This window comes from Demequina sp. B12 (assembly GCF_028823635.1).
Lineage (GTDB): Bacteria > Actinomycetota > Actinomycetes > Actinomycetales > Demequinaceae > Demequina.
In genome coordinates this window covers 886,084-909,472 of the sequence record NZ_JAPEHU010000001.1, presented here as the reverse complement: position 1 = coordinate 909,472, position 23,389 = coordinate 886,084, and the positions used below count along the sequence as shown (strand labels likewise).

The 23,389-nt window shown below is 63.9% G+C and carries 22 protein-coding genes; 7 read left to right on the top strand and 15 right to left on the bottom strand.

Annotated features, from left to right (window positions below; translation table 11 throughout):
• Window positions 1-52 precede the first annotated feature (52 nt).
• The 4 genes from sdhC to ON058_RS04405 are packed head-to-tail and all read left to right on the top strand — an operon-like array spanning window position 53 to window position 3,435.
• Complete coding sequence (gene sdhC, locus ON058_RS04420) at window positions 53-427, top strand: succinate dehydrogenase, cytochrome b556 subunit (RefSeq protein WP_274667803.1); 375 nt, start codon at window positions 53-55, stop codon at window positions 425-427.
• The gene (locus tag ON058_RS04415; protein WP_274667802.1) at window positions 427-876 is read left to right on the top strand and encodes a succinate dehydrogenase hydrophobic membrane anchor subunit; all 450 of its coding nucleotides are present in this window, start codon (window positions 427-429) and stop codon (window positions 874-876) included. The genes sdhC and ON058_RS04415 overlap by 1 nt, the downstream gene beginning before the upstream one ends.
• Window positions 877-2,652 (top strand): succinate dehydrogenase flavoprotein subunit, encoded by a 1,776-nt coding sequence (gene sdhA, locus ON058_RS04410; RefSeq protein ID WP_274667801.1) that lies wholly within the window; start codon window positions 877-879, stop codon window positions 2,650-2,652. It abuts the gene before it with no gap.
• 15 nt (window positions 2,653-2,667) lie between these two features.
• Entirely contained in the window at window positions 2,668-3,435 is a 768-nt protein-coding gene (locus tag ON058_RS04405; protein WP_274667800.1) for a succinate dehydrogenase iron-sulfur subunit, read from the top strand.
• Between the two features lie 88 nt (window positions 3,436-3,523).
• Here the strand turns inward: ON058_RS04405 and ON058_RS04400 are convergent, their stop codons facing one another.
• The 12 genes from ON058_RS04400 to sigE all read right to left on the bottom strand — a co-directional run bounded on the left by ON058_RS04400 (window position 3,524) and on the right by sigE (window position 18,256).
• Window positions 3,524-6,757 carry a glycoside hydrolase family 2 TIM barrel-domain containing protein gene (locus ON058_RS04400; protein WP_274667799.1) on the bottom strand — a complete coding sequence of 1,078 codons (3,234 nt, stop codon included), beginning with the start codon at window positions 6,755-6,757 and terminating at the stop codon, window positions 3,524-3,526.
• A gap of 55 nt (window positions 6,758-6,812) precedes the next feature.
• A complete protein-coding gene (locus tag ON058_RS04395) occupies window positions 6,813-8,030 on the bottom strand; it encodes an ABC transporter permease (RefSeq protein ID WP_274667798.1) in 1,218 nt (405 codons plus the stop codon).
• A 5-nt stretch (window positions 8,031-8,035) separates the two neighbouring features.
• Window positions 8,036-8,821: an ABC transporter ATP-binding protein gene (locus ON058_RS04390; protein WP_274667797.1), complete on the bottom strand. Its 786-nt coding sequence runs from the start codon at window positions 8,819-8,821 to the stop codon at window positions 8,036-8,038.
• Entirely contained in the window at window positions 8,814-10,565 is a 1,752-nt protein-coding gene (locus ON058_RS04385; protein WP_274667796.1) for a hypothetical protein, read from the bottom strand. Before ON058_RS04385 ends, ON058_RS04390 begins: the two co-directional genes overlap by 8 nt.
• Window positions 10,555-11,625 carry a hypothetical protein gene (locus tag ON058_RS04380; protein ID WP_274667795.1) on the bottom strand — a complete coding sequence of 357 codons (1,071 nt, stop codon included), beginning with the start codon at window positions 11,623-11,625 and terminating at the stop codon, window positions 10,555-10,557. Before ON058_RS04380 ends, ON058_RS04385 begins: the two co-directional genes overlap by 11 nt.
• Window positions 11,626-11,804: 179 nt before the next feature.
• Complete coding sequence (locus tag ON058_RS04375) at window positions 11,805-12,569, bottom strand: DUF4190 domain-containing protein (RefSeq protein WP_274667794.1); 765 nt, start codon at window positions 12,567-12,569, stop codon at window positions 11,805-11,807.
• A gap of 121 nt (window positions 12,570-12,690) precedes the next feature.
• A complete protein-coding gene (locus ON058_RS04370) occupies window positions 12,691-13,764 on the bottom strand; it encodes a YihY/virulence factor BrkB family protein (protein WP_274667793.1) in 1,074 nt (357 codons plus the stop codon).
• A 5-nt stretch (window positions 13,765-13,769) separates the two neighbouring features.
• Entirely contained in the window at window positions 13,770-14,792 is a 1,023-nt protein-coding gene (gene trpS, locus ON058_RS04365) for a tryptophan--tRNA ligase (RefSeq protein ID WP_274667792.1), read from the bottom strand.
• Between the two features lie 68 nt (window positions 14,793-14,860).
• A complete protein-coding gene (locus ON058_RS04360; RefSeq protein WP_274667791.1) occupies window positions 14,861-15,241 on the bottom strand; it encodes a Sec-independent protein translocase TatB in 381 nt (126 codons plus the stop codon).
• 19 nt (window positions 15,242-15,260) lie between these two features.
• The gene (locus tag ON058_RS04355; protein ID WP_274667790.1) at window positions 15,261-16,721 is read right to left on the bottom strand and encodes a S1C family serine protease; all 1,461 of its coding nucleotides are present in this window, start codon (window positions 16,719-16,721) and stop codon (window positions 15,261-15,263) included.
• A gap of 18 nt (window positions 16,722-16,739) precedes the next feature.
• Complete coding sequence (locus tag ON058_RS04350) at window positions 16,740-17,615, bottom strand: anti-sigma factor (protein WP_274667789.1); 876 nt, start codon at window positions 17,613-17,615, stop codon at window positions 16,740-16,742.
• Window positions 17,612-18,256: an RNA polymerase sigma factor SigE gene (gene sigE / locus ON058_RS04345; RefSeq protein WP_274667788.1), complete on the bottom strand. Its 645-nt coding sequence runs from the start codon at window positions 18,254-18,256 to the stop codon at window positions 17,612-17,614. Before sigE ends, ON058_RS04350 begins: the two co-directional genes overlap by 4 nt.
• Before the next feature lie 80 nt (window positions 18,257-18,336).
• Here sigE and ON058_RS04340 point away from each other — a divergent pair, with 80 nt between their 5' ends.
• Entirely contained in the window at window positions 18,337-18,969 is a 633-nt protein-coding gene (locus tag ON058_RS04340) for an O-methyltransferase (protein WP_274667787.1), read from the top strand.
• Window positions 18,970-19,099: 130 nt separating this feature from the next.
• Here ON058_RS04340 and ON058_RS04335 read toward each other — a convergent pair whose 3' ends face one another.
• The 3 genes from ON058_RS04335 to dapE form a co-directional block, all read right to left on the bottom strand.
• Window positions 19,100-19,267 carry a DUF3117 domain-containing protein gene (locus ON058_RS04335; protein ID WP_274667786.1) on the bottom strand — a complete coding sequence of 56 codons (168 nt, stop codon included), beginning with the start codon at window positions 19,265-19,267 and terminating at the stop codon, window positions 19,100-19,102.
• Window positions 19,268-19,439: 172 nt separating this feature from the next.
• Window positions 19,440-20,213, bottom strand: coding sequence for a TIGR00730 family Rossman fold protein (locus ON058_RS04330; protein ID WP_274667785.1), 774 nt, complete (start codon window positions 20,211-20,213; stop codon window positions 19,440-19,442).
• A gap of 84 nt (window positions 20,214-20,297) precedes the next feature.
• A complete protein-coding gene (gene dapE / locus ON058_RS04325; RefSeq protein ID WP_274667784.1) occupies window positions 20,298-21,413 on the bottom strand; it encodes a succinyl-diaminopimelate desuccinylase in 1,116 nt (371 codons plus the stop codon).
• Window positions 21,414-21,529: 116 nt separating this feature from the next.
• On the opposite strand from dapE, the gene dapD reads away from it, so the two are divergent.
• Together dapD and ON058_RS04315 are read left to right on the top strand one after the other, a co-directional pair.
• Entirely contained in the window at window positions 21,530-22,474 is a 945-nt protein-coding gene (gene dapD, locus ON058_RS04320) for a 2,3,4,5-tetrahydropyridine-2,6-dicarboxylate N-succinyltransferase (RefSeq protein WP_274667783.1), read from the top strand.
• 12 nt (window positions 22,475-22,486) lie between these two features.
• Entirely contained in the window at window positions 22,487-23,359 is an 873-nt protein-coding gene (locus tag ON058_RS04315) for a hypothetical protein (protein ID WP_274667782.1), read from the top strand.
• The last annotated feature ends 30 nt before the right edge of the window (window positions 23,360-23,389 follow it).

The window sequence follows — 23,389 nt, the reverse complement described above, 5'->3', positions numbered from 1 at the left end:
GAGAACACTTTAGGATGGTCGGCAAGACACCCCGGAATTCGAAGGAGAGTCCGTGTCGCCGCTGCCCACGCTCTACCGAGGAGCCGAAGGGATGTGGATGTGGGTTGTGCACCGCACAACTGGCGTCGCCATCTTCTTCTTCCTGTTGGTACACATCCTGGACACTGCGCTGGTGCGCGTGTCTCCAGAGGCCTACAACGATGTGATCGGCCACTACAAAACCCCGCTCTATACGTTCATTGAGGCTGGCCTCGTGGCCGCCATCACCCTCCACGCGCTCAACGGCTTGCGAGTCATCGCGGTCGACCGCTGGACGTGGGCGTTGCGCCACCAAAAGATGCTGGTGTGGGGGGTCTGGATTGGTTTCGCCATCGTCATGGCTGGATTCCTCCCCCGTCACCTCATGCACGCCTTCGGGGGTGCGTGATGACTGGCGCTCCTGAACTCAAAGCTCCCAAGAAGGCGGTGAGCCACTCCACGCTGGGGCGCGCTCAGCGGTGGTCGTGGATCTTCCAGCGCGTGTCCGGCGTGCTGCTCATTGGGTTGATTGCCGTTCACCTGACCGTGAATCTCGTCATGGGTGACGGCATCAACCAGATCGACTTTGCGTTCGTGGCCGGCAAGCTCGCGAACCCGTTCTGGCAGTGGTTCGACTTCACGATGCTGGTGTTGGCCATGATTCACGGCGCCAACGGCATGCGCATGATCATCAATGACTACGCCCAGACTCCGTGGATCGCCGCGACCTTGCATTGGGCGTTGCGCATCTCGACCGTCGTGATCGTTATCCTCGGAACCCTGGTGCTTTTCACCTTTGATCCCTGCCCTGCCGGTTCGGACCCGAGCCTGCTCCCAAGTTTCTGTGAGGACATCTAAATGGCCACTGAGCACGAGTTCGACGTCGTGATTGTGGGCGCCGGTGGCGCTGGCATGCGCGCGGCGCTGGAAAGCTCGCAGCGTGCGAAGACCGCTGTCATCACCAAGCTGTACCCCACGCGGTCGCACACGGGCGCAGCCCAGGGCGGTATGGCTGCCGCGCTCGCCAATGTGGAAGATGACAACGCCGAATGGCACACCTTCGACACCATCAAGGGTGGCGACTACTTGGTGGACCAGGATGCTGCGGAGATCCTCTGTAACGAAGCCATCGATGCTGTGCTCGACCTCGAAAAGATGGGTTTGCCGTTCAACCGCACCCCTGAGGGCAGGGTGGATCAGCGCCGCTTCGGTGGACACACCCGCAACCACGGCGAGGCCGCAGTGCGCCGCGCTTGCTACGCAGCTGACCGTACCGGCCACATGATTTTGCAGACTCTCTACCAACAGTGCATCAAGCAGGAGGTGGAGTTCTTCAACGAGTTCTATGTCCTGGACTTGATCCTCGACGGTGACCCGCAGGCTGCCGGTGAGGACGGCGAGGTCGCCGCCGCTGGTGTCGTGGCGTACTCGTTGCAGACCGGCGAGGTGCACACGTTCCGCGCCAAGTCGGTGATCTTTGCGACTGGTGGTGCGGGCAAGGTCTTCAAGACCACCTCAAACGCTCACACCCTGACCGGTGACGGCATGGGCATTGCGCTGCGTGCGGGTATCCCGCTGGAAGACATGGAGTTCTTCCAGTTCCATCCCACAGGCTTGGCAGGTCTGGGCATTCTCTTGTCCGAGGCAGCCCGCGGTGAGGGCGGCATCCTGCGTAACTCGGAGGGCGAGCGCTTCATGGAGCGTTATGCCCCCACCATCAAGGACTTGGCACCGCGTGACATGGTGGCGCGCGCCATGGCGAACGAGGTGCGTGAGGGCCGCGGCTGCGGACCCCACAAGGACTATGTGCTGCTGGACCTCACCCACTTGGAGCCCAGCCACATCGACGAGAAACTGCCGGACATTACGGAGTTCGCCCGCACCTACTTGGGTGTGGAGCCGTACACCGAGCCGGTGCCCGTCTACCCCACCGCTCACTATGCGATGGGTGGCATCCCCACGAACGTGCAGGGTGAAGTGCTGCGCGACAACACTCACGTGGTGAAGGGTTTGTACGCCGCCGGTGAGTGCGCGTGTGTCTCCGTTCACGGAGCCAACCGCCTGGGAACTAACTCGCTGCTCGACATCAACGTGTTCGGACGCCGTGCCGGTATTGCCGCGGCCGAGTACGCCGTTGCCACTGCGGAGACGCCTGCACTTCCGGCCGATGCTTCGGCTCAGATCGAAGGCCTGGTCGCTTCCCTGCGGGAGACCGTTGGCGGCGAGGGCACCGAGCGTGTGGCACAGATCCGTAAGGAACTGCAGGAGACCATGGACCGTAACGTCCAGGTGTTCCGTACCGCAGAGTCGCTCGCTGAGGCTCACGCCGTAGTCAAGGACCTCCAGGAGCGGTACAAGGCCATCGCCATTCACGACCGTGGAACCCGCTTCAACACGGACCTGCTGGAAGCCATTGAACTGGGCTTTCTGTTGGAGCTGTCGGAAGTCGTCATCGCTGGTGCTGAAGCTCGCAAGGAGTCGCGCGGTGGTCACTACCGTGAGGACTTCCCCACGCGTGACGATGAGAACTTCATGCAGCACACCATGGCGTACAAGCGAGCAGACGGCACTGTGGACCTGGACTGGAAGCCCGTTGTGGTGACCAAATACCAGCCCATGGAACGCAAGTACTAGGACGGGGAAGGACACATGACTGCACCTGCTGACGCACCCGTGACAACGGACGCCATCCCCACGATGACGGTCACGCTGAAGATTCTGCGCTTTGACCCCGACGGCCTTGACGGGCGCGAACCTGGCACCGAGTACTGGGAAGAGTTCCAGATCGAGGCGCACGCCACGGACCGTGTGCTTGATGCGCTGCACATGATCAAGTGGGAGCAGGACGGCACGCTTGCGTTCCGTCGCTCCTGCGCCCACGGTGTCTGTGGCTCGGATGCCATGCGAATCAACGCCCGCAACCGGCTTGCCTGCAAGACGCTGCTGAAGGACCTCAACCCCGCCAAGCCCATCATGGTGGAACCCATTAAGGGTCTGCCGGTGGAAAAGGACCTGATCGTGGACATGGAGCCGTTCTTCGCCTCCTACCGCGAGATCATGCCGTTCCTCATGACGTCAGGCCCCACCCCGGAACGCGAACGTCTCCAGTCCCCCGAGGACCGGGAACGCTACGACGACACCACCAAGTGCATCCTGTGTGCGGCCTGCACCACCAGCTGCCCGGTGTTCTGGACGGACGGCCAGTACTTTGGGCCTCAGGCCATCGTGGGTGCCCACCGGTTCATCTTTGACTCGCGCGACGAGGGCGAGTGGGACCGCCTGGAAATCCTTAACGACAAGGCGGGCGTGTGGAAGTGCCGCACGGCCTTCAACTGCACGGAAGCCTGCCCCCGTGGCATTGAGGTCACCAAGGCCATCTCCGAAGTGAAGCATGCGCTGAACACTGGAGAGATCTAGAGACTTTCTCTGTTGAAAGCCCAGTGGCCCGGTTCCAACGCAGGAACCGGGCCACTGGTGTGTTCAGGCTAGGTAGCCGACGACGGCGCTACTGGGTGAGTGCCGTGGTTGCGGACCCCGCATCGTCTCCGGCGCCCAGGGCACTCAGCACAAACGTCACCCTGTGAGGTTCCGCGGCGTTCACAGAGTAGCCCGGCACGGGGTTCTCTCCCCAGGTGAAGCCCATACCGGACTGTGCAGCGTCAACGGCCAGGTAGGTCTTCCCATCGCGGTCAATCTCGTGAGGGTGGCGGGCTGCGGAGATAGCCGTGTCGCTGGCCGGTAGCGCGGACGCTTCGACGGGCGAGTCCAGAGCAGTCACCAGGACGCCCTGCCCGGTCGTGTCGGTCACCGCGAACCACCGCACCTGCGTGCGGTTGCCATCGGCCTGGGGAACTACGTGGGGGAACAAAGACTCGTCCGTGGTGGACGTCCACCGCCCCAGCGACGTTCCCTCCGTGCGGTCACTGTAGGAGGCACCTGGTCCCCTGCCCCACCATTCGATCTGCGTGAAAGATCCCGGCAACTCCAGTGCAGTTCCGAACGCAGGCACCTCTCGTGATGTGGCTGACCCTTCGTAAATCGCTTCAACTTCGATGGTGCCGTTGCCGCGCACGGTTGTCACCAAGGTGGCGGGAGGACTGCCCGCGACGTTCAGGGAGTAGCGCGCTTCCACGGTGACGGCAGTGGCGGACTCCGTGACGGTCACCTGCTCCGGTTCCTTGACCGCAGACTGCCACGTGTACGCCCCGTCAGCGAGACCGTTCATCAGGTCGTTGCTCGTGGGTGCCCGCCAGAAGTCCCGGGCGAGACCTCCCTCGATGACATCGACCCCATCGAGCGTCGCACGCGTGACCTCGCCCGTGACCTGGTCCACCTGGACATCCACGCGCTCGCCGGTGACACGGAGTTGGTCGCCGCTCTCCACAACCGAGAGCGTCTCCGTCGCTTCCTCCACCTGCGTGGGTAGCGCCGGGTCGTTCACCACGTACTGCGACGTTGTCACCACGTGGCCTGCTTCGGCCCAGGCGGTCGCTTCCGCGAGCGCTACGGTCAGCGTCAAGGTCACCACGGCATCGGCGTTCTCCGTGGCTTCCGCCAAAGCTGCGTGTGCCTCTGAGGGGAACGCAAGGTCTCCGCACTCACCCGGTCCCAGCGCCCACGGTAGGCCGCCGCTAGCGGTGGGTTCGCCGTCTGCCTCCACGACCCACCGCGAACCGAGCTGGGCTAGATCGGTGAATAGGTGCTCGTTGCAGACCCGCACCGTTCCAGCCGCCCAAGCAGAGGTGTCTGCCGTGACCGGCGCGTACGCCGCAGCCACTGCTGCCAGCTCCGGTTGCGGCACTCGGTCCGGGTTCACCAGACCGTTGAGCGAGAACGCACCGTCGGTGGGTCCGTCGCCCCAGTCGCCGCCGTACGACAGGTACGTGTCCGCGTGATCCAGGTCCCCTACGGGAAGGGCCGTGAAGCCGCCGTCGAGGGGCACTCGGATGGCCTGGTCGGCCCAGTCCCAAATGAAGCCGCCCTGCATTTCTGCGTTGGTGTCGATGGCGTCCCAGTACTCGGTCATACCGGCCACGGCATTGCCCATCACCATCTGATACTCGGTCATGATCCATGGCCGTCCTGTGGATACCTGCGCACGCGCGCGGACGTCACTCACGCTCGGATAGAACACCCCGTCAATGTCGGCGACGGTGGAGTCGTCTTGGTAGTGCACCAGCCGGTTCGGGTCCGCCTCACGGAGCCAGTCCGCGGCCTCTTGGAAGACGTCTCCCGGCCCCGCCTCATTGCCCAGGGACCACCACAGTACGGACGCATGGTTCTTGTCGCGCTCGTACGTGGTGGTCACACGGTCCGTCACCGCAGCCGTCCACTCAGGAGCATTCCCCGGGAATGGGCGCAGTTCGTGAGTCTCCACGTTGGCCTCGTCCATGACGTACATGCCAATCTCATCCGCGAGCGCATAGAACTGCGGATGCGCCGGATAGTGGGAGGTCCGCACCGCCGTGATGTTGGCCTGGCGCATGGCGATGAGGTCCGCCCGCATAGTTTCCTCGGTCATCACTTGGCCGGTGTCAGGGTGCATCTCTCCACGGTTGACGCCTGTGATGTCGAGCGGCATTCCGTTGAGTGTCATGACGCCGTCAACGATGGCGAGTTCACGGATGCCCACGCGGGTTCCCACAGTCTCGGTGATGTCTCCCGCTTCATTGCTCAGTTCGTACACCACCGAATACAGGTGGGGGGTCTCCGCTGACCACAGCAGCGGATCGTCGACATCGATCTGAAGGCTCGCATCTGCGCCTTGATCCTGTGCCTGCCCTACAGCGGTGCCGTCCGGCCCGTACAGGGTTGCCGTCACCATCGTGGAGGCGGCCGATGCCCCTGAGACGTCTGTATCAATAGTCACAGTGGCGCTGGCGAGGTCATCGGCGACGTCCGTGGTGATGGTGTGGTCATCAAGGAACGTCGTGGGTGTCGCGTAGATCTCGACGTCACGGAAAATGCCTGACAGGTCAATCTGGTCTTGGTTTTCCAGCCACGACCCGTCCGACCACCGATGAACTTGCACCGCGACGGTGTTGTGGCCAGGGGCGATCATGTCGGTGACGTCGAACTCGGCGGGCGCGTAACTGTCTTCGCTGTAGCCCACCTCAAGTCCGTTGACCCACACAGTGAACGCGGACTTCACTCCCTGGAACGCGAGCACGATTCTGTGGTCGGCCCAGTCCTGTGGAATCGCAAGGTCACGGCGGTAGGAGCCGACGGACGCACCATCAGTGGGAATCGCAGGAGGATCGAGGCGCTCCTCTCCCTGCCACGGGTGGGCTTCGTTGAGGTAGACGAGGTCCCCCGTCGCGGGATCACCGTAGCCGTCCAGTTGCCACATGTGCGGCACTTCAACGACGTCCCAGTCCGTGACGGCTACCTGTGGATCCATGAAGTCCTCAGGGGCATCGCTGAGACTGGGCGACCACGTAAACGACCACGGTCCGTTCAACGATTGGAGCCAAGGAGAGGTGGCGTCTTTCCCGGTGATTGCTGCCGTGGCATCGGCCACGGGGACCGTGCGCACGGTGGCCTCCAGCCGGTTCGCTTCAAAGACACCTGGCTGCGCGTCCCACGGCCCAGCGGACTGCGGCCAGAAAGCCCACGCGACGACGGCCACCAATGCCAGGGCTCCTGTACCTGCTGCCGCAACCGCGGCACGCCCCCAACTCCTACGCGCTGGCCCGGCGTCGTGAGACGTGTCCTTCTCGGGCAGGGTGTGCTCGTTCACACGCCCACGGTACCTTCAGGAAGATATCCCTCTGCACCCACCCAGGTCCTGCACTCTACGTGCCAGCGCGTAGCGCATCGACCGGTTCCAGCGAGGCCGCCCGCAGGGCCGGATACACACCGGCGACAAGGCCCGTGACGACGCCCAGAAGCGGAGCTCCCACGGGAATCAACGGCGACAGCACGGGGGTCCACTGCTGGAAGGCGCTCACGCCCACCACAATCAAGATTCCGATGGTCGCGCCAATCACCCCACCCGCGAGCCCCATGGTCGTGGACTCCAGCAAGAACTGGGTCGCCACATGCCGCGGTCGTGCGCCCACGGCGCGCCGCAAACCGATCTCCCCGACCCGCTCAAGAACAGATACCAAGGTCACGTTGGCGATGCCGATGGTGCCGACTACCAGTGACACGGCACCAAGGACCAAGAACAGTGCGTTGGTGTCGCTTTGTACTCGGTTGCGCATCGACTCCGGAGACGGCGCGGTGCGCGAAGAGAACGTCTCGGGCGCGTTGGGGTTCAAAGAAATGGGGGCCTGCTCCGCAATGAGTTCACCGGCCCCCACCAGCACGTCAATCTGAACCGTATCGGCGCTGGTGTAGTCAAAACTCCTCCGCGCGGTTCCCTCCGGCATGATGACGGCGTCAAGCATGCTGGCCTGACGTGCCACATCGTCCAGGACACCGATGACGACAAACGGTGCTTTCCCGATGAACACCACGGGTTGCTGGTCCACTCGGAACACACCAAGCCGGTTCGCGGCCCCTGGCCCCAGCACCACCACGTTGTCTGCGCGTGTCTCGTGGCCCGCATCGAACCACCGGCCTGCACCCATCGTTCCCTGAACCGCCGCAAGCAATCCCGGCGATGCCGCTATCACGGATAGATGGTGCGCATCCTGGCCCGCAGGATCGTCGAGCGCGACCGTTGACACGGTGGCGCCTTCAATGTTGATCTCACCCAACGCGCCCACAGCGTTAACGCCGTTCAACCGTGACAGCCGGTCCTCATGGTCCTCAGGGAACGCAGCGCGGGTGTCCCCGGCGCCGCCATTGCCGCCTTCGTTTGTCACCACCACGCTCGTCGCCTCCAACTCGGAGAACGTCCCCACAATGCGGTTCGACGCGGTCTGCGCAAGCCCCAACGTCGCCACCAGCGCAGCAATGCCAAGGACGGTGCCTGCCACCGTGAGCAACGTGCGCGTGGGCCTGGACGCGAGCCCGGACACCGCCTCGGACACCAGGTCCCGCCACGACAACGTGGTCCCCTTCACGCGCGTCACCTCTGCCCCCGCGCACTAGCGCGTGCCGGGGCAGCAATCGCCGCAGGAGGGAGCTCGGTGAGCCGGCCATCCCGGATGTGGACGGCGCGATCGGCGCGGGCCGCCACGTGGGCGTCGTGCGTAATCATGACGATGGTCAACCCGCGGCGCCTCAGATCATCGAACAACGCCAAAATCGACTCTGACGTCACTGAGTCCAGGTTTCCCGTGGGTTCGTCAGCGAGTAACACGGCAGGATCGGTGACGATGGCACGGGCGATCGCGACTCGTTGCCGCTCGCCACCCGACAGTTGCGTAGGCAAGAACGATGAACGGTGCGCCAGCCCCACGGACTCAAGCGCCTGCTTGGCGCGGCGGAGGCGTTCCGCGGTGCCCACACCCGTGTACAGCATGGAGAGCGCCACATTGTCTTCCACTGTCCGGTGAGACAACAAGTGAAAGGCCTGAAAGACGAACCCGATGCGCCGGCCACGCACCGCAGTGCGCTCCTGCTCGTCCAGGTCCGTGACCTCCATACCTTCGAACACATACGAGCCCGCGGTGGGACGGTCCAGGAGACCCAGCACATTGAGCAGGGTGGATTTTCCTGACCCTGACGGGCCAAGGATCGACACGTACTCGCCACGGGACACCTCAACGTCCACATCCCGCAGCGCGGCGACCTCCACATCTCCCGCCAAGTACGTCTTCGCGATGGAGCGCAGACTTAGCACCACGTCAGTGCCGCTCGACTGTGCAGCGGTGTCAGGTGCAGCGGTGTCAGGTTCCGCCCCGTCAGCCATCGTCGCCTGGCGTCGGTGTTGTGCTCGACTCATCCGAGGCGGACGGCGCCTGCCCCACCACCACTCTGGCACCGGCAACAAGGTCGCCCTCGACGGCCTGGACCTCGACCACGCCGTCCGCCGCCAGGCCTGTGGTGACCGTCACGTACTCGGTTGCGCCGGGTTCGTCGGGATCTTCAACCTCCACCCGGGTATCGCCATTGGCCACCGCGAACAACGCCGCGGCCGGCACCACAAGGACTTCACCGTCAGTGGAGGACACAGGAATGGTGACCCGGACGTTGGCACCCAAGAGTTCCTCCGGCACTGAGTCCAGCAGCACCGTCACTTGGACCCGGCCTGACTCACCCGCGGGGTCTGGAACTTCGGACACCGCGGCTTCGATGGGGGCTTCCAGGAGATCCGGTTCGTCAACGATGACGGGGTCACCCACTTCGATGCGGGCGGCTTCTGCCTCCGTCAAACTCACCGTCATCGCGATGTCTTGGCCAGAGACGGTCATGAACGTTGACTCGATGGCGTCTCCACGCGCCAAATCAGTCCGTGCAACCTGAACTGGGAGGCGTTTGACGAAGATGATCTCTCCGGAAGGAACCCATGTGCCCGTGGTCGCTTCCAGCTTCTGAAGCGCCTCAGCCGCATCCGCGAGCTGACGCTGCGCGTCTTCCTTGCCTCGCTGGAGATCTCCAGTGTCAACTGGCGCCTGAGCTTCTGTGAGTCGCTCCTTGGCCAGGTCCACGGCCCGCTGCGCAGTAGCAACGGCGGCGTCCTGCTGAGTCTGCACGAGCGTCTTCGCGGCCTTCGCATCGGTCAGTGCAGTTGCAGCCGCCGTTGCCTCCAGGTTGGCTGTGGCGACCTCAGCATCCAGCGCACTGAGTTCAGCAGCCGTCGGAACTTCCCCCGTGTCCGGATGAACATTGGCCCGCACCGCTTGGTCGCGCACAGCCGTCACGGCCGTTGCCGCTGCAGCGGCATCGACATGTGCAGCCTCCGCCACGGTGACTGCCCCTTGCGCCGCCGTCACCGCAGCGCTCCGCTCCTGTTGAGCAACAGCGAGCGCCGCCTGAGCATCGGCCACACTGTGGCGACTCTCGGTCACGACGGACGTCGCTCCCGAACTCGAATCAGAAATCGACCGGCTTGCGTCATTGACCGCTTGTGTCGCTGCACGCACCTCGTCACGCAATGCGCTCAACTGCGCCTGGTCTTCCTCGGACTCGGCATTGGCGGCGTACCCCGACTGTGCGTACAAGGCCTGCACAGCGGCTCCCGTTGCGGCGTCCCAGTCGGAATCGGCCTTGTCGAGCAACCCCAACCGCTTGAGCGACTCTTCCAACTGCAGGACATCGGCCCCCGATGACCCGGGGCGCAAGTCGCGGTAGGCAGGGAGATCGCCTTCGAGAAGGATCACGGGCCGTCCCGACACTTCAACCGCGATACTGCCTTCAGCAAGTTCAGTTCCCTGATCAGGGATCATGGTGACGATCTGCTTTTCTTCCGCCAAGCCCAGTGGGCCAGACAGCGCGAGCGCCACCGGGTCGTCAAAATCAATGCTGCCGCGTGCCACAACGTCCGCAGATAGCACCCGCTGCTCCACCGCCACCGTGATGAGCGACGCCTCCGGAGGCCGCGCCTGAGCTGCGGCCTCCGCTGGCGACGTAATGAAGGACCCTGCGGCCCACCCCACCCCACCGGCCGCGATGACGAGGCCCAGCGCGGCCGCAACGGTGCGGTTACGGTTCATCGTTGGTGCCAAACTGCGCGGCGAGTGCATTCAGTTCGTCTTGATGTTCGAGCACGAACTGCTCTTCCAGCTCCGCGTAGGTGTCTTCGAGTTCGGTCCACATGGCGTTGGAGCATTCAAAGTCGGCGACCGCGAGTGAGGCTTCTTCCTCCAACAACGCCTCGAGTTGCGCTTCCTGGTCTGCCGTCAGTTCGACGGTGACATCCCACATCTCTTCGAGTTCTTCCTGCGTTGCGGAGGACATGAAGTCCTCGATTTGCGCGTCAGTCATGCCCTCAAAGGGATCGCGATAGTAGTCATCGCCCAGGATCTCGTCGTGACGAGTTTGGATGTCGTTCCAGCCGTCTTCCCACAGCTGCTCTTGGCTGTCGAAGTCGTGGCCCGCATCACTAATGCACTGAACCCAGTCTTCCTCCGCTGCCTGCACTCGTGGGTCCGCTTGGGCACGCTGCTCGAGCTCCTCGTAGTACACGTCAAGCGCGTCCCACATTTCTTCCGACTGCGCGGCGCCGTCACCCTCGATGAGTTCATACGCTTCTCCCTGGCAGCCGGTTCCGTAGCCTTCGGAGATGTAGTACTCCTCGCCCGTCTCCGGGTCGATCTCGAGCGTCTGTGTGGCTTCGATCTCTTCCTCAGAGCCATACAGCGAGGCGTAGTACGCCTCCATCTCGGCTCCGTCCAAGCTGGCGATGTAGTCCTCGTTGGGGTCTACCCAGTCATCCACATAGGCATCACTGTCTCCGTAGAGCGTGTAGTAAGTGATCCCGAATCCTTCGCGCCCCAGGCGCTCTAGCTCGTCCTCATCCGAGTACTCGGAGAACTGCACGCTCGTGTCGACCGGGATGTACTCCCATCCCTCGTCCCGCATGCATGCGGCGACGGCCTCTTCAATGGCGCGTTGGTCGTCCTCCCAGGTGTCCTCGCCGCCGTCGGAGTCCCACCCCATCACAGAGGCCAGGGAGGTGTGTTCCCCGTCCTCGGTTCCGGCATCGTTGGTACATCCCGTCATTGCGAGCACCAGTGCCGCAACCGAGACTCCCCCTACCCATGAACGCAACATCGCTGTCCTCTTTCCCTTGTTGTGGGTGAGTCGACAGCCCCCGCAGTATTGCCCCCAAAAGCCCCCGACTGCCCTATGTCTACCGGCTGTAGAAGAGGGAGTCAAGCATTCCGGACAAACTGGGGATGGCGTGGCGGCGGCACGGAGTCGCCGCCACGCCTTCACGTGTCAGTGGGGAGCTAGAAACCGCTATTCGGATCGCACCAGAGTTGCCCTGCGGGCAGGCCGCGGCCGCCGCATTCTTCACCGAAGCTCTCGTAGTCGGATCCTATCGGCGAGTCGGTAAACAGCGTGTCGCAGGCCGCATCGTCTCCCGCCGCACACTGCTCGTACAACCCATCAAGGTAGGCGTCGTCTCCGTAGCCAGCCTCGACGTCAAAGCTGACGCCGGTGGCTTCCGCATAATCCAGCGTCGCTGCAAGCGCGAAGGCAAGCAACCAGGTGTAGACCACTGTGGCGATCACTCCGAGCACGAGGCCAGACACCGCCATCCAGGTGCCCTTGCGAGCACCTTGGGCAGTCCGGCGCAGTCCCACGGCGCCCAGGATCAGCGGCACGATTGCGAGGCCCAGGATTCCAGTGATGAGCGCGGCGATCGAGACGCCGTCGGTGTCGCTACCGCTGGACGACGAGTACGAGGCAGGCGCGGGGTACGCAGGTGGGGCCTGGGGGGCGAAGCCCTGCCGGCCCGCGAACTGATCGGAAGCGGGAGCAGCGCTGGCCTGGCCAAAGGGGTCCGATGCCGGCTGTGCCTGAGGCGCTCCATAGTTCAACGGCGGCGTCGCAGACCCCTGCGGTTGGTATGCAGACAGATCGGGCGCGCCCTGAGCGGGCGCATATTGCGCAGTGGAGGACGGGCCGGTCTCAGCGGTCGGCTGTTGAGGCGCAGCCGGTTCCCATTGTGCAGCGGAGGCAGGGCGCAGGAAGGGGTCGTTCTCAGTCACAGAAAGGGCTCCTTTTGAGCAGTGCGGACGACCGAGGATATCGTGTCCGCGGGCCCCGACACCTACGCTTTCCCTGGTAGCGCGCCCAATGCCACGCCACGTCCGGCGCTGCTGAGGGTCCCTACGCCGAATCGGATCGCTGCGTGGCGCGCGTGGTTGTCACGGAGCCGTGCTCGCGGCGCGCCGGGGAATCCATCTCCTCGACCTCAAGTTCCGGGTCCTGTTCTTGCACGTCAAAGTCCGTGCCCAGCCAGGCCGCGCCCACCATGATGATCCGGGCAATGAAGTCGGCGAAGATCATGACCGTCACGATCGCTGCGAACGGAGCAAGGACGGGATTGTCGGAGACCGTCGCGATGATCAGCGACACCGCCTGGCGTAGCACTCCGATGGCAACCGCCGATACCAGCAGCACCCACAACAGCGACTTCTTGGGCCCCCGGTACCGGCCCAACACCACAATGATGAGACCCACGAATGCCATGTCGAGGAACCCACCAACGACAATCGCCGGGGTACGGATCACACCTTCAGAGATCCACTCTTGATCAAACCAACTGGCCACGGTGACGGAGAAGCGCGACGCGAGCACCTGCAAACCCACGCCCAACACCACGACCAAGAACAACGAGAACAGCGCGATGAAGTCGCGCATCTTTCCCTTCGCTGGCGGGGCCGCCGCCTTGCCCAACATGATGCGCACACCGATCCGGTTTCCGCGCAGGTACCGCGTGGCAGTGTTGAACAGCACCAAGAACGACACCACACCCACGACACCTGTCAGGGTCTGGGGGTCAAGTTCTTCAGGGTTGATGAGGGCATCGTCGCCAGTGCCCACGATTCCGGGCAGCACGTCATCGAGGAAGCCATAAAACGCCTCATTCCACGCCGCGTTGTATCGCACCAAGAAACTCGACAGCGTGACACCGATGACGACTGCGGCCGCGAGCGACGTCAGTGAGAAGTACGCGATTCCTCCGGCCAGCAGCATCGCGTTGCCTTCTTTGATGCGTTCCAGCGTGCGCCCAGGGTGAGTGTTGTCAAACCACTCCTTGCGGGACTTGGCCGTCTCAATCGCAGCCTTCGCCCCTTCGACCGCTCCGGTCTCAGCGAGGGCTTCCTTGCCGCGCTGCAGGGCCGAGGCATCGTCCTTGTCCGATGCGTCAGCGGCAGGCTGCGGGTCACGCTCGCTCATGGCGGTTACCTCCGGTGTGCAGGTGGGAGCAATCCCACCCGGTCGTAAAGTCGATTCAGCGTCTGCGAGGCGATGGCACTTGCCTTTGCCGCACCATCGGCCAGTACCGCGTCCAAACGGTCAGGCGACTCGATCCATTCCATGGCGGCATCGTGTACGGGCGTGAGGTAGTTGACGACGACTTCCGCCAAATCCACCTTGAGGTGGCCGTACATCTTGCCTTCGTAGTCGGCCACCAACTGGTCGATGCTGCGGCCATCAAGCGCCGAGTAGATCGTCAGCAGGTTGGAGACTCCCGCCTTGTTCTCGCGGTCAAACGAGATCACGGAACCCGAGTCGGTCGCCGCAGACTTAATGTTCTTCGCGACGGACTTGGGGTCCTGCAGAATCTCGATGATGCCCTTGGGGCTAGAGAAAGACTTCGACATCTTCTTGGTGGGGTCCTGCAGGTCAAAGATCTTGGCTGTTTCCTTGACGATGTGCGGTTCAGGCACCGTCACGGTGTCCTCGCCCAAGCGCGAGTTCAGGCGCATCGCCAGGTCACGGGACAGCTCAAGGTGCTGACGCTGGTCTTCACCCACCGGTACAACGTTCGTGTCGTACAGCAGAATGTCCGCGGCCATCAGGATCGGGTACGTGAACAGGCCCACGTTGGTGCCGGACTCCCCCACCTTGGCGGACTTGTCCTTGAACTGCGTCATACGGCCCGCCTCACCCATGCCGGTGAAGGTGCTGAGCAACCACGCGAGTTCCGCATGCTCGGGCACATGGGACTGCAGGAACACGATCGACCGGGAGGGGTCCACACCAGCCGCCAAGAACTGCGCTGCGGTCACACGCGACCGGCGGCGCAAGACCTCAGGGTCAGGTGCGACAGTCAGCGCATGCAAGTCCACGACACCGTAGATGGCGTCGTGCGTGTCCTGCAGCTTGACCCACTCCACAAGGGCACCCAGAAAGTTGCCGAGCTGGAGAGAGTCTGCTGTGGGCTGCATAGCCGAGAACACGCGAGGTTTCATGCCTGCCATTGTTCCGCATCGGCCGGGTACCTGCGCAACCTGCGTTCAACGGCAGCGCCTGCCCGCCAGGAAGCCCGCTACGTTGCCTCGTCGTCAAAGGGTGCGGGAGGCACGGCAGTGGAGCCAGGAGCCGATGCGCTAGCGACACCGGCCGCAGCAGCCCCGGTCGCGGTTCCGGCGGGGGCGGACGTGGCGGAAGCTCGCTGTGCCGCCGTGGGCTCAGCGAGAGCTTCCTTCACGATACGTCGCGGGTCGTACTGACGCGGATCCAGTTGCTTCCAGTCCACATCACTGCCGACCTCGGACTTGAACTGTTCCTTGCCGTCATTCACCATGTCGCGGCCACGGACCACCCACTCGCGGAACTGGCGCGCGTATTCGGGCATGCGCTCAGGGCCGATCACGATGATTCCGATCAGCACAAGGAGTAGGAGTTCGCCTCCGTTAATGCCCAGCACGTGTCTATTGTGCCGCGTATCAGCCTTGCTGTGCGTCCAGGGTCGCGGACGATGCCAACGTCACCGTGACATCGGTCTCCTGGTTGTTGTGCAACACCGTGAGCACGATCTCGTCGCCGGGGGCCTTCGCACGGATGGCCACGACGAGTTCATCGACCTGCGTGATGGGGCGACCATCGATCGCGGTGATCACGTCTCCCGCTTCAATGCCGGCCTCGTCCGCGGGCAGACCCGCGGTCACGGCACCGTCAGCATCCACCACCTTGACGCCTTCACCGGAATAGGTCCGGTCGAGCTGCACACCGATGATCGGGTACGTGGCGGTGCCGGTCTCGATGAGTTCCTCGGCAGTGCGCTTGGCCTGGTTCGAAGGAATGGCGAAGCCCAAACCAATCGAGCCTGTCGTGTCGGTCGAGTTCGAAAGGGTGGCGATCGCAGAGTTCACACCGATGACTTCGCCCTGCGAGTTCAAGAGCGGACCGCCGGAGTTACCGGGGTTGATGGCGGCGTCGGTCTGGATGGCGTCGATGAAGGCGTAACCCTCGGTGTTGTCGCCAGCGGTGACCGGACGGTGCAAGGCAGAGACGATTCCCGTGGTGACGGTTGCCTCGAGACCCAAGGGCGAGCCCACGGCAATGGTGCCGTCGCCCACCACCACGTCATCGGAGTCCGCAAACACGAGCGGCGTCAGCCCGGTGAGGTTGACCTTGATCACGGCGAGGTCATAGTCGCTGGTGGCGCCAATGAGCTCTGCGGACTGCTCAGAACCGTCCGAGAACACCACCGTAATGTCGCTGGCGCCCTCGACAACGTGGTTGTTCGTGAGGATGTAGCCGTCTTCACGAATCACGAAGCCGGAGCCCGTCGACGTCCCCAACTGGCTGGAAGCTGCCTCGATCGACACCGTCGACGGCATCACTGCGGCCGCCACAGCAGCCACGGAACCATCGGGACGGTCCACGGCCTCCGTGGTCGAGGTCGCGATCTGAGCCTCAGGGCTACCGACAAACTCGTCGTACCCCCACGCACCGAGCACTCCGCCACCCAAACCCAGGAGCAGCGCACCCACGGTAATCCCCGCGACAGCGCCCTTGCCCACGCGTGCAGGCTTGTCCTTCGCTGGCTTTGCTGGTGCGGGCGGAGCGTTGTAGCCGCTGGCGTCATAGGCGGGCTGAGCGGTCGAGAACGTGCCGTCAGGGGCCTGAGCCATGACTCCGGCACCACTGTGCGGGGCTGGCGCCGTGGGCGGCAACGGCTGAGTAGTGGCGGGCTCAGCTGCGGCCGCCGCCTCGATCTTCTCCGTGTCGTACTGCGTAGGCGCGGGCGCGGCTGGTGAAGAAGCGGTAGGCGAAGGCGCGGCAGGAGCCTCAGGCGCGGACGCGTCCTCGATGGGCGCCGTGGAGTCCGGAGCCGATGCCGCTTGGGGCGCAGAGTCGGACGATTGTGGGTCGCGCGGGGCCGCGACGGGGTTGTCAGTCATGATGCTCCTTCAGAGAAGTCAGTCGCCTGTGACGACGTTAGCGATCCGCACAGCGCCGTCTCCTAGTCGATCGAGGAGGCCAGGGCCATCGGCCGAGGGGAATGAGGCAGCGGTCGCCTCAAGAGTGGACAGGGTGCAGTGACACGTGGCCGACATCACAAAGTCACCCGCATCCCACACCACCTGCATCGGGTCGTCATTGACCCAATACGCGGGGCCGTTCGCGAAGTCTACGGTCGGGAAATACTGGGCGACATCGAGATCAAGTTCACCGCGCTGCTCCGTCACAGTCACCGTGTGTGCGCCCGACACCACCCACGCCACCAACATGGCTCGGCCTTGAGCGTCTTGCAACACCCGCGCCTCAACAGGGACCAAATCTGCAACGTCCCAGTCGGGTGCAGACCAGTTCGCGAGCGCCTCGCCATCGCGCATGGCTGACGAGGAAATGTACGCCACGTCAGCATCAGCTGAGGCGGTCGCGCTGCCTTCGCCGGAAGCGGCTTGGCCCGCACCATCGGCAATTGCGACCCCCACCACGTGCGGGGCACCGGCGGCGTAGCACGCCACCACGCCGGAGGAAATGAGGATCAAAGCGAGCATCAGCGCCATCACGGGACGATGCGCCTGGCCGGAAGCGGCCCGCACTTGTGACTTGCTCTCAAACTGTGCAATCTGAGCCATGCGTTCGCGGTCCAGCAACTGTTGGGCGAACCGCATGTCGATGCCGGCAGACGATGTCTTCAGCGCTTCGCGCGCAGCCCGCAACTCATCCCACTTGGTTCGGCACTCGCCACACGCACCAATGTGAGCCATGGCATCGGCTGCCTGTTGGGCGCTGAGCCGATTGTCCAGAAGATCGTGAAGGGTTTGTCCCAGGTGAGGTTCAGTCACACGCCACCTCGCACCGGCGCACGGTGAGCCAACGACTCACGGAGCTTCGCGCGGGCGCGAGACAGTCGGGACCGGACAGTGCCCATCTTGATGCCGAGAGTGGCAGCAATTTCCTCATAGCTCAGACCTTCAATGTCGCTGAGCACCACGGCAGCGCGGTACTCGGGCGGAAGGTCAGCGAGCGCGGCAACGATGTCGTCGCCAAGGTGGGCCATGTCGAAGGCGTCCTCGGGCTGTCCCGACCGCTCGTGGCGGTCGAAGCTGTCCGACGTGGCAACAGCAACATCGTCATCGGCCATGAAGTCGAATCGGATGCGCTTTTTGCGACGCACTCGGTCAAGGAACAGGTTGGTGGTAATGCGGTGTAGCCATCCCTCGAACGTGCCCGGCTTGTACTGCGACAAGGAGTTGAACACGCGGATGAAAACATCCTGAGTCAGGTCTTCAGCATCATGCTGATTTCCTGTGAGGTGATAGGCCAAGCGATACACGCGACCGGAGTGTTCCTCGACGATGCGCTCCCACGTCAGTTCCTGGGGGGCGGTCGAAGGCGCGGCAGAAGGACTGTTGCTCTGAGTCTCGATCTGAGTCATATCAGTGCCTTCCTCCACGTCACGGTCAACGGATGCCAACGTGTCCATGTTCCCACGCAATGCTGGGAGTTTGCTGAGACATACGTCCCCTGGTGCGCACTACGATGCTAGAAGCAGAAGGAGGCACCATGAGCGTTGAAGCAGCGAACTGGGCATACAGCGAGGATTTCCTCACCGAAGACCGCGTCTTGCTGGGCGCTCGAGACGTCGCCGAACAACTCGGCTGCATTCCCGTCCTGGCTGGAGCGGGGCAAGCGTTGCAACTCTTGGTACAGGCGTCGGGAGCACGCTCGGCCGTGGAGATCGGCACCGGCGCAGGCGTTTCGACTACGTATCTGCTGCGCGGCATGGTCAACGGCGGAGTGGTCACCACCATCGACGTGGAACCCGAACACCACAAGGCCGCTCGTAAAACCCTGGCCGATGCTGGCTTCGCCCCCGAACGTGCCCGCATGATTACGGGACGTGCCCTTGACGTTCTCCCGCGCCTGACCGACGGCGGCTACGACGTGGTGTTCATCGACGCCCGCAAAGTGGAGTACCCGCAGTACTTTGAGCAGGCACTGCGCCTCGTACGAGTGGGCGGCCTCATCGCGATCGACAACTCTTTGTGGCACGGCCGCGTCCCCGACCCTGCGCAACGAGACCAGGAAACCACCGCGATTCGCACCACCCTCAAGGCCATCCGTGAAGACGAGTCGCTCACGACCGTGCTGTTGCCTTCAGGAGACGGCCTGCTCGTGGCAATCAAAAACGCCTAACCGCGGAGCCTGCCCACGTACGGGACCTGCCGCACGCATCGGCCCGCTACACAAAAAGTAGAGAGCACCGCGCACGCGATGCTCTCTACTGTCCCGCTAGGTGGGGATGTCTGTGGGTGGCTCCAGCGGACTACTGAAGGGCCCCCGCCAATGCGTCGCGCAATGCCGCGACCTCGTCCGCGTTAACTTCCACGACGAGGCGACCGCCACCTTCAAGCGGTACACGCATCACATACCCGCGGCCCTCCTTTACGACCTCCATGGGGCCGTCACCGGTACGGGGCTTCATCGCAGCCATATGTGCTTCTCCTCGCAGTTTGGCGTGTCCACGCAACACGTGGCACTGCACACATTCTACGACGCACCTGCACCGCTCCCAAAACAGGTCGCTTCAACCCGTCACTTGGCTCCATTTGGCTGTTTCAGTTGACTAAGACCACCAAATGGAGCCATGTGACGGGTGGCGCCAGCTACATCGGCTCAATGCCGGGTGGGCTCGACGCGGCCTCCGGACCGGTGCCCTCCCCGCGCGAATACTCGACGCAGATCTGAATCGCTTCCTCGATGTCATCCGTCACTTGGAACAAGTTGAGGTCCGTGGGCGCAGCCTTCCCGTCAGCGATGACCGAATCCCGCAGCCAATCCACCAACCCGTCCCAGTAGGCGTGGCCCACGAGCACCACAGGGAACTTGGTGATGGTGCGGGTCTGCACCAGCGTGAGAGCTTCGAACAACTCATCGAGAGTGCCAAAACCACCCGGAAGCACAATGAAACCCTGCGCATACTTCACAAACATGGTCTTGCGCGCAAAGAAGTAACGGAAATTGATGCCCAAGTTCACGTGAGCATTGACGCCCTGTTCGAACGGCAACTCGATGCCCAGCCCCACGGACACACCGCCAGCCTCACTGGCACCCTTGTTCGCGGCTTCCATCACACCCGGCCCACCACCAGTGATGACGGCGAAGCCTTCTTCCACCAGGCGGCGGCCAATGGTCTCGCCCTGCGTGTAGTCGTCGGCGCCCGGCTTGGTCCGCGCAGACCCAAACACAGAGATGGCTGGGCCCAGTTCCGCGAGCGCACCAAAGCCCTCCACAAACTCAGACTGGATGCGCAGCACACGCCAGGGGTCCTCGTGCAGCCAATCCGGGTGCTCCTGCCCGGCCAGCAACCGTCCCGACGTTGAGGTCTTGGGCACATTCTTGCCCCGCAGCAGGACAGGGCCCTTGCGGTAGTCACTCATGCTGATCTCCTTGCGGTAGTTGATCGAGTCAAAGTCGTGCGGCCGTGCGCCGCCGCCCCCGCCACGGGCCGATGCTGGCGGCGGTTATGCCGTCAGCCAGGCTTCCAGCCCGGCCCGGCAGGCAAAGATCTCGCTGACGGGACAGCGTTCGTCGTCAGCATGCGCGAGTTCAGGGTTTCCGGGACCGTAGTTCACGGCGGGGATCCCCATCGCCCCAAAGCGCGACACATCCGTCCACCCTTCCTTGGCCCGTGGCGCACCCCCACCAGCCGCGGACACCGCCGTAGCGAAACTCTGCGCCAGCGGAGCGTCCAAGCCCGGACGGCATGCGGCCGACTCATCAGTCCAGACCAGCGTGTGCTCCTCCAGCCCCGCACCATTCACCACATCCACCACGTGAGCTTTCGCTTCATCCAGGGACTTGTCCGGCGCAAAGCGATAGTTCACCGTCACGGTAGCGGCGTCAGGGATGACGTTCCCTGCGATTCCACCCCGCACGCCCACAGCGTTGAGGCCCTCGCGGTAGTCCAGACCGTCAACATTCACCGTCGCCGGCTCATAGCTGCCAAGCGTCGTCAGCAGAGGCGCCAGGCGATGGATGGCGTTGATGCCTTTCCACGCCCGCGCACTGTGAGCGGCCTTACCCGGGACCGTGATCTCCGCACGCAACGTGCCATTGCAACCGCCCTCGATAGCAGCCGACGTAGGCTCGCACAGCACAGCAAAGTTCGCATCGAACAGGTCCGAGTGGTGGCGCACCAATCGGCCCAAACCGTTCTTGGTGGCCTCAACCTCTTCGTGGTCATAGAACACCCAAGTAATGTCTCGCGCAGGCGCATCCAGCTGGGCAGCAAGCGACAGCATCACCGCCACGCCCGCCTTCATGTCGACGCTGCCGCGGCCCCACAGCACAGCATCGGCCCCCTCGCCCTCAAAACGGCCGGGCACGTTGTCCTTGATCGGCACCGTGTCCAGGTGTCCCGCGATCACCACACGCTCGCCCGCGCCGGTCTCCGTCCGCGCCACCATCGCATCGGCGTCACGAGTGACCGTGAGATGCGGCAAGGCGCGTAGCGCAGTCTCCACCGCATCGGCAATAGCCCGTTCGTCCGCGGACACCGACGGAATATCGATCAGCGCAGCCGCCAACTGGTCCACAGGGGCAAATACGTCAATCGAATAGTCGCGCGCCTCAGTCATGCTGTCAGCCTAGCGAGGGTTCACAGCCGTTCAACGACTGTTCACTGCCCTGAGACAGCACCGTGGGTCTTCCCTACCCGGCCAGACCACGCGCGCACTCGACTACCCTGGTGCCCATGACGCGACCTGCCTATGGATACGGACTGGCCACCTACGACGCGAACGGCGTTGCCCTCGACACCTGGTACCCCTCCCCCGCCCTAGGCGAGGCACCCAGCGCAAACATCCCCGCCGACCTCACCGCAGCCGAACGCGAAGACTCCCTGCGTGCCGTCACCGTGCGTGCCGTGCTGACCGTCATCGACCTCGACGAGGCGCCCGCATCCGTCGAGGACGCCTACCTGCGTCTTCACCTCATCTCGCACCGCCTGGTACAGCCGCACGGTCTCAACCTCGACGGCGTGTTCGGCGCCCTCACCAACGTGGTGTGGACCTCAGCCGGCCCCTGCGCCATCGACGGCTTCGACGCCACCCGCCTGCGCTTCCGCACCGCCGGACAGCAGCTCACGGTGTACGGCATCGACAAGTTCCCCCGCCTCGTGGACTACGTGGTCCCCACCGGGGTACGCATCGCCGACGCCGACCGCGTCCGCCTGGGCGCCCACCTCGCCGAAGGCACCACCGTCATGCACGAAGGCTTCGTGAACTTCAACGCCGGCACCCTGGGCCACTCCATGGTCGAAGGCCGCATCTCCGCTGGCGTGGTCGTGGGAGACGGCTCCGACGTCGGCGGTGGCGCCTCCATCATGGGCACCCTGTCCGGCGGCGGCAAGGAAGTCATTTCGATCGGTGAGCGCTCCCTCCTGGGCGCCAACTCCGGCCTGGGCATCCCCCTGGGCGACGACTGCATCGTCGAAGCAGGTCTGTACGTCACCGCCGGCTCCAAGGTCCTGCTCGTGGGCCAGACAGACGAGGACGGCAACCCACGCGTCGTGAAGGCCAAGGAACTCGCCGGCCTCAACGGCATCCTGTTCCGCCGCAACTCCGTCTCTGGCGCGCTCGAAGCAGTCATGCGTCAGGGCAAGGGCGTCGAACTCAACGCAGCACTCCACGCCAACTAGCCGGACTCCCCCATGGCTGCTGCGCGTCGCAAACGGGGCGCAGGGACGCTGGCGCTCGCGCTGATCCTGATCGTCACCATCGCGGCCATCATCTGGGTTCCCCGGCTATGGGAACAGTTCGGAGACGTACAGTCCGCGTCCTCTCGATGCACCGTCACCCTTGGCGACCGCAGCGACTCCAAGACCGCAGAACAGGCCAACAACGCTGCGCTGATCGTGGCAGGCTCCAGCCGCTGGGGCCTGCCCGCGCGCGCCGGCACAATAGCGATCGCAACCGCTATTCAAGAGTCATCGCTACGCAACATTGACTACGGGGACCGCGACAGCATCGGCCTGTTCCAACAGCGCCCGTCCCAAGGCTGGGGCACCATCGAGCAGATCATGGACCCCTACTACTCCACTGACAAGTTCTATGAAGCCCTCATCAAGGTGTCGGAGTGGTCGACCAAAGAGATCACGGTCGCCGCGCAGGACGTGCAACGGTCGGGCTTCCCGCTGGCCTACGCCGACCATGAGGAAGAGGGCCGGTTGTGGGCATCTTCGCTGACGGGCAACGGCGGCACAGTGTCGTGCGATCTTCCGTCACCGAGCGAGCCGACAACCCCGCGAGCCTTTGTCCAGCGCGTCGAGGCTGACTTTGGCACGCGGGCATACACAGTCGAGATCGTGGGCGCTGACGGCACCGACACCACGCTGCGCTTGACCGCCGCGGACGGGCAGGAGACATCCGACGCCGCGCTTCAAGCCTGGGCTGTATCGGTGGCGTCCTCCGAGGCGGTCACCGCGTCAGTGGGGCGGGCCGATGCGTGGGTCAGGGACGGCTCGGAGCCCACGGCTAGCCCGGACTCCGGAACCCTGGTTTCCTTGCGCACTGCCGTCCCGTAAATTGCGGAACGAACTCGCCCGCACGGCATC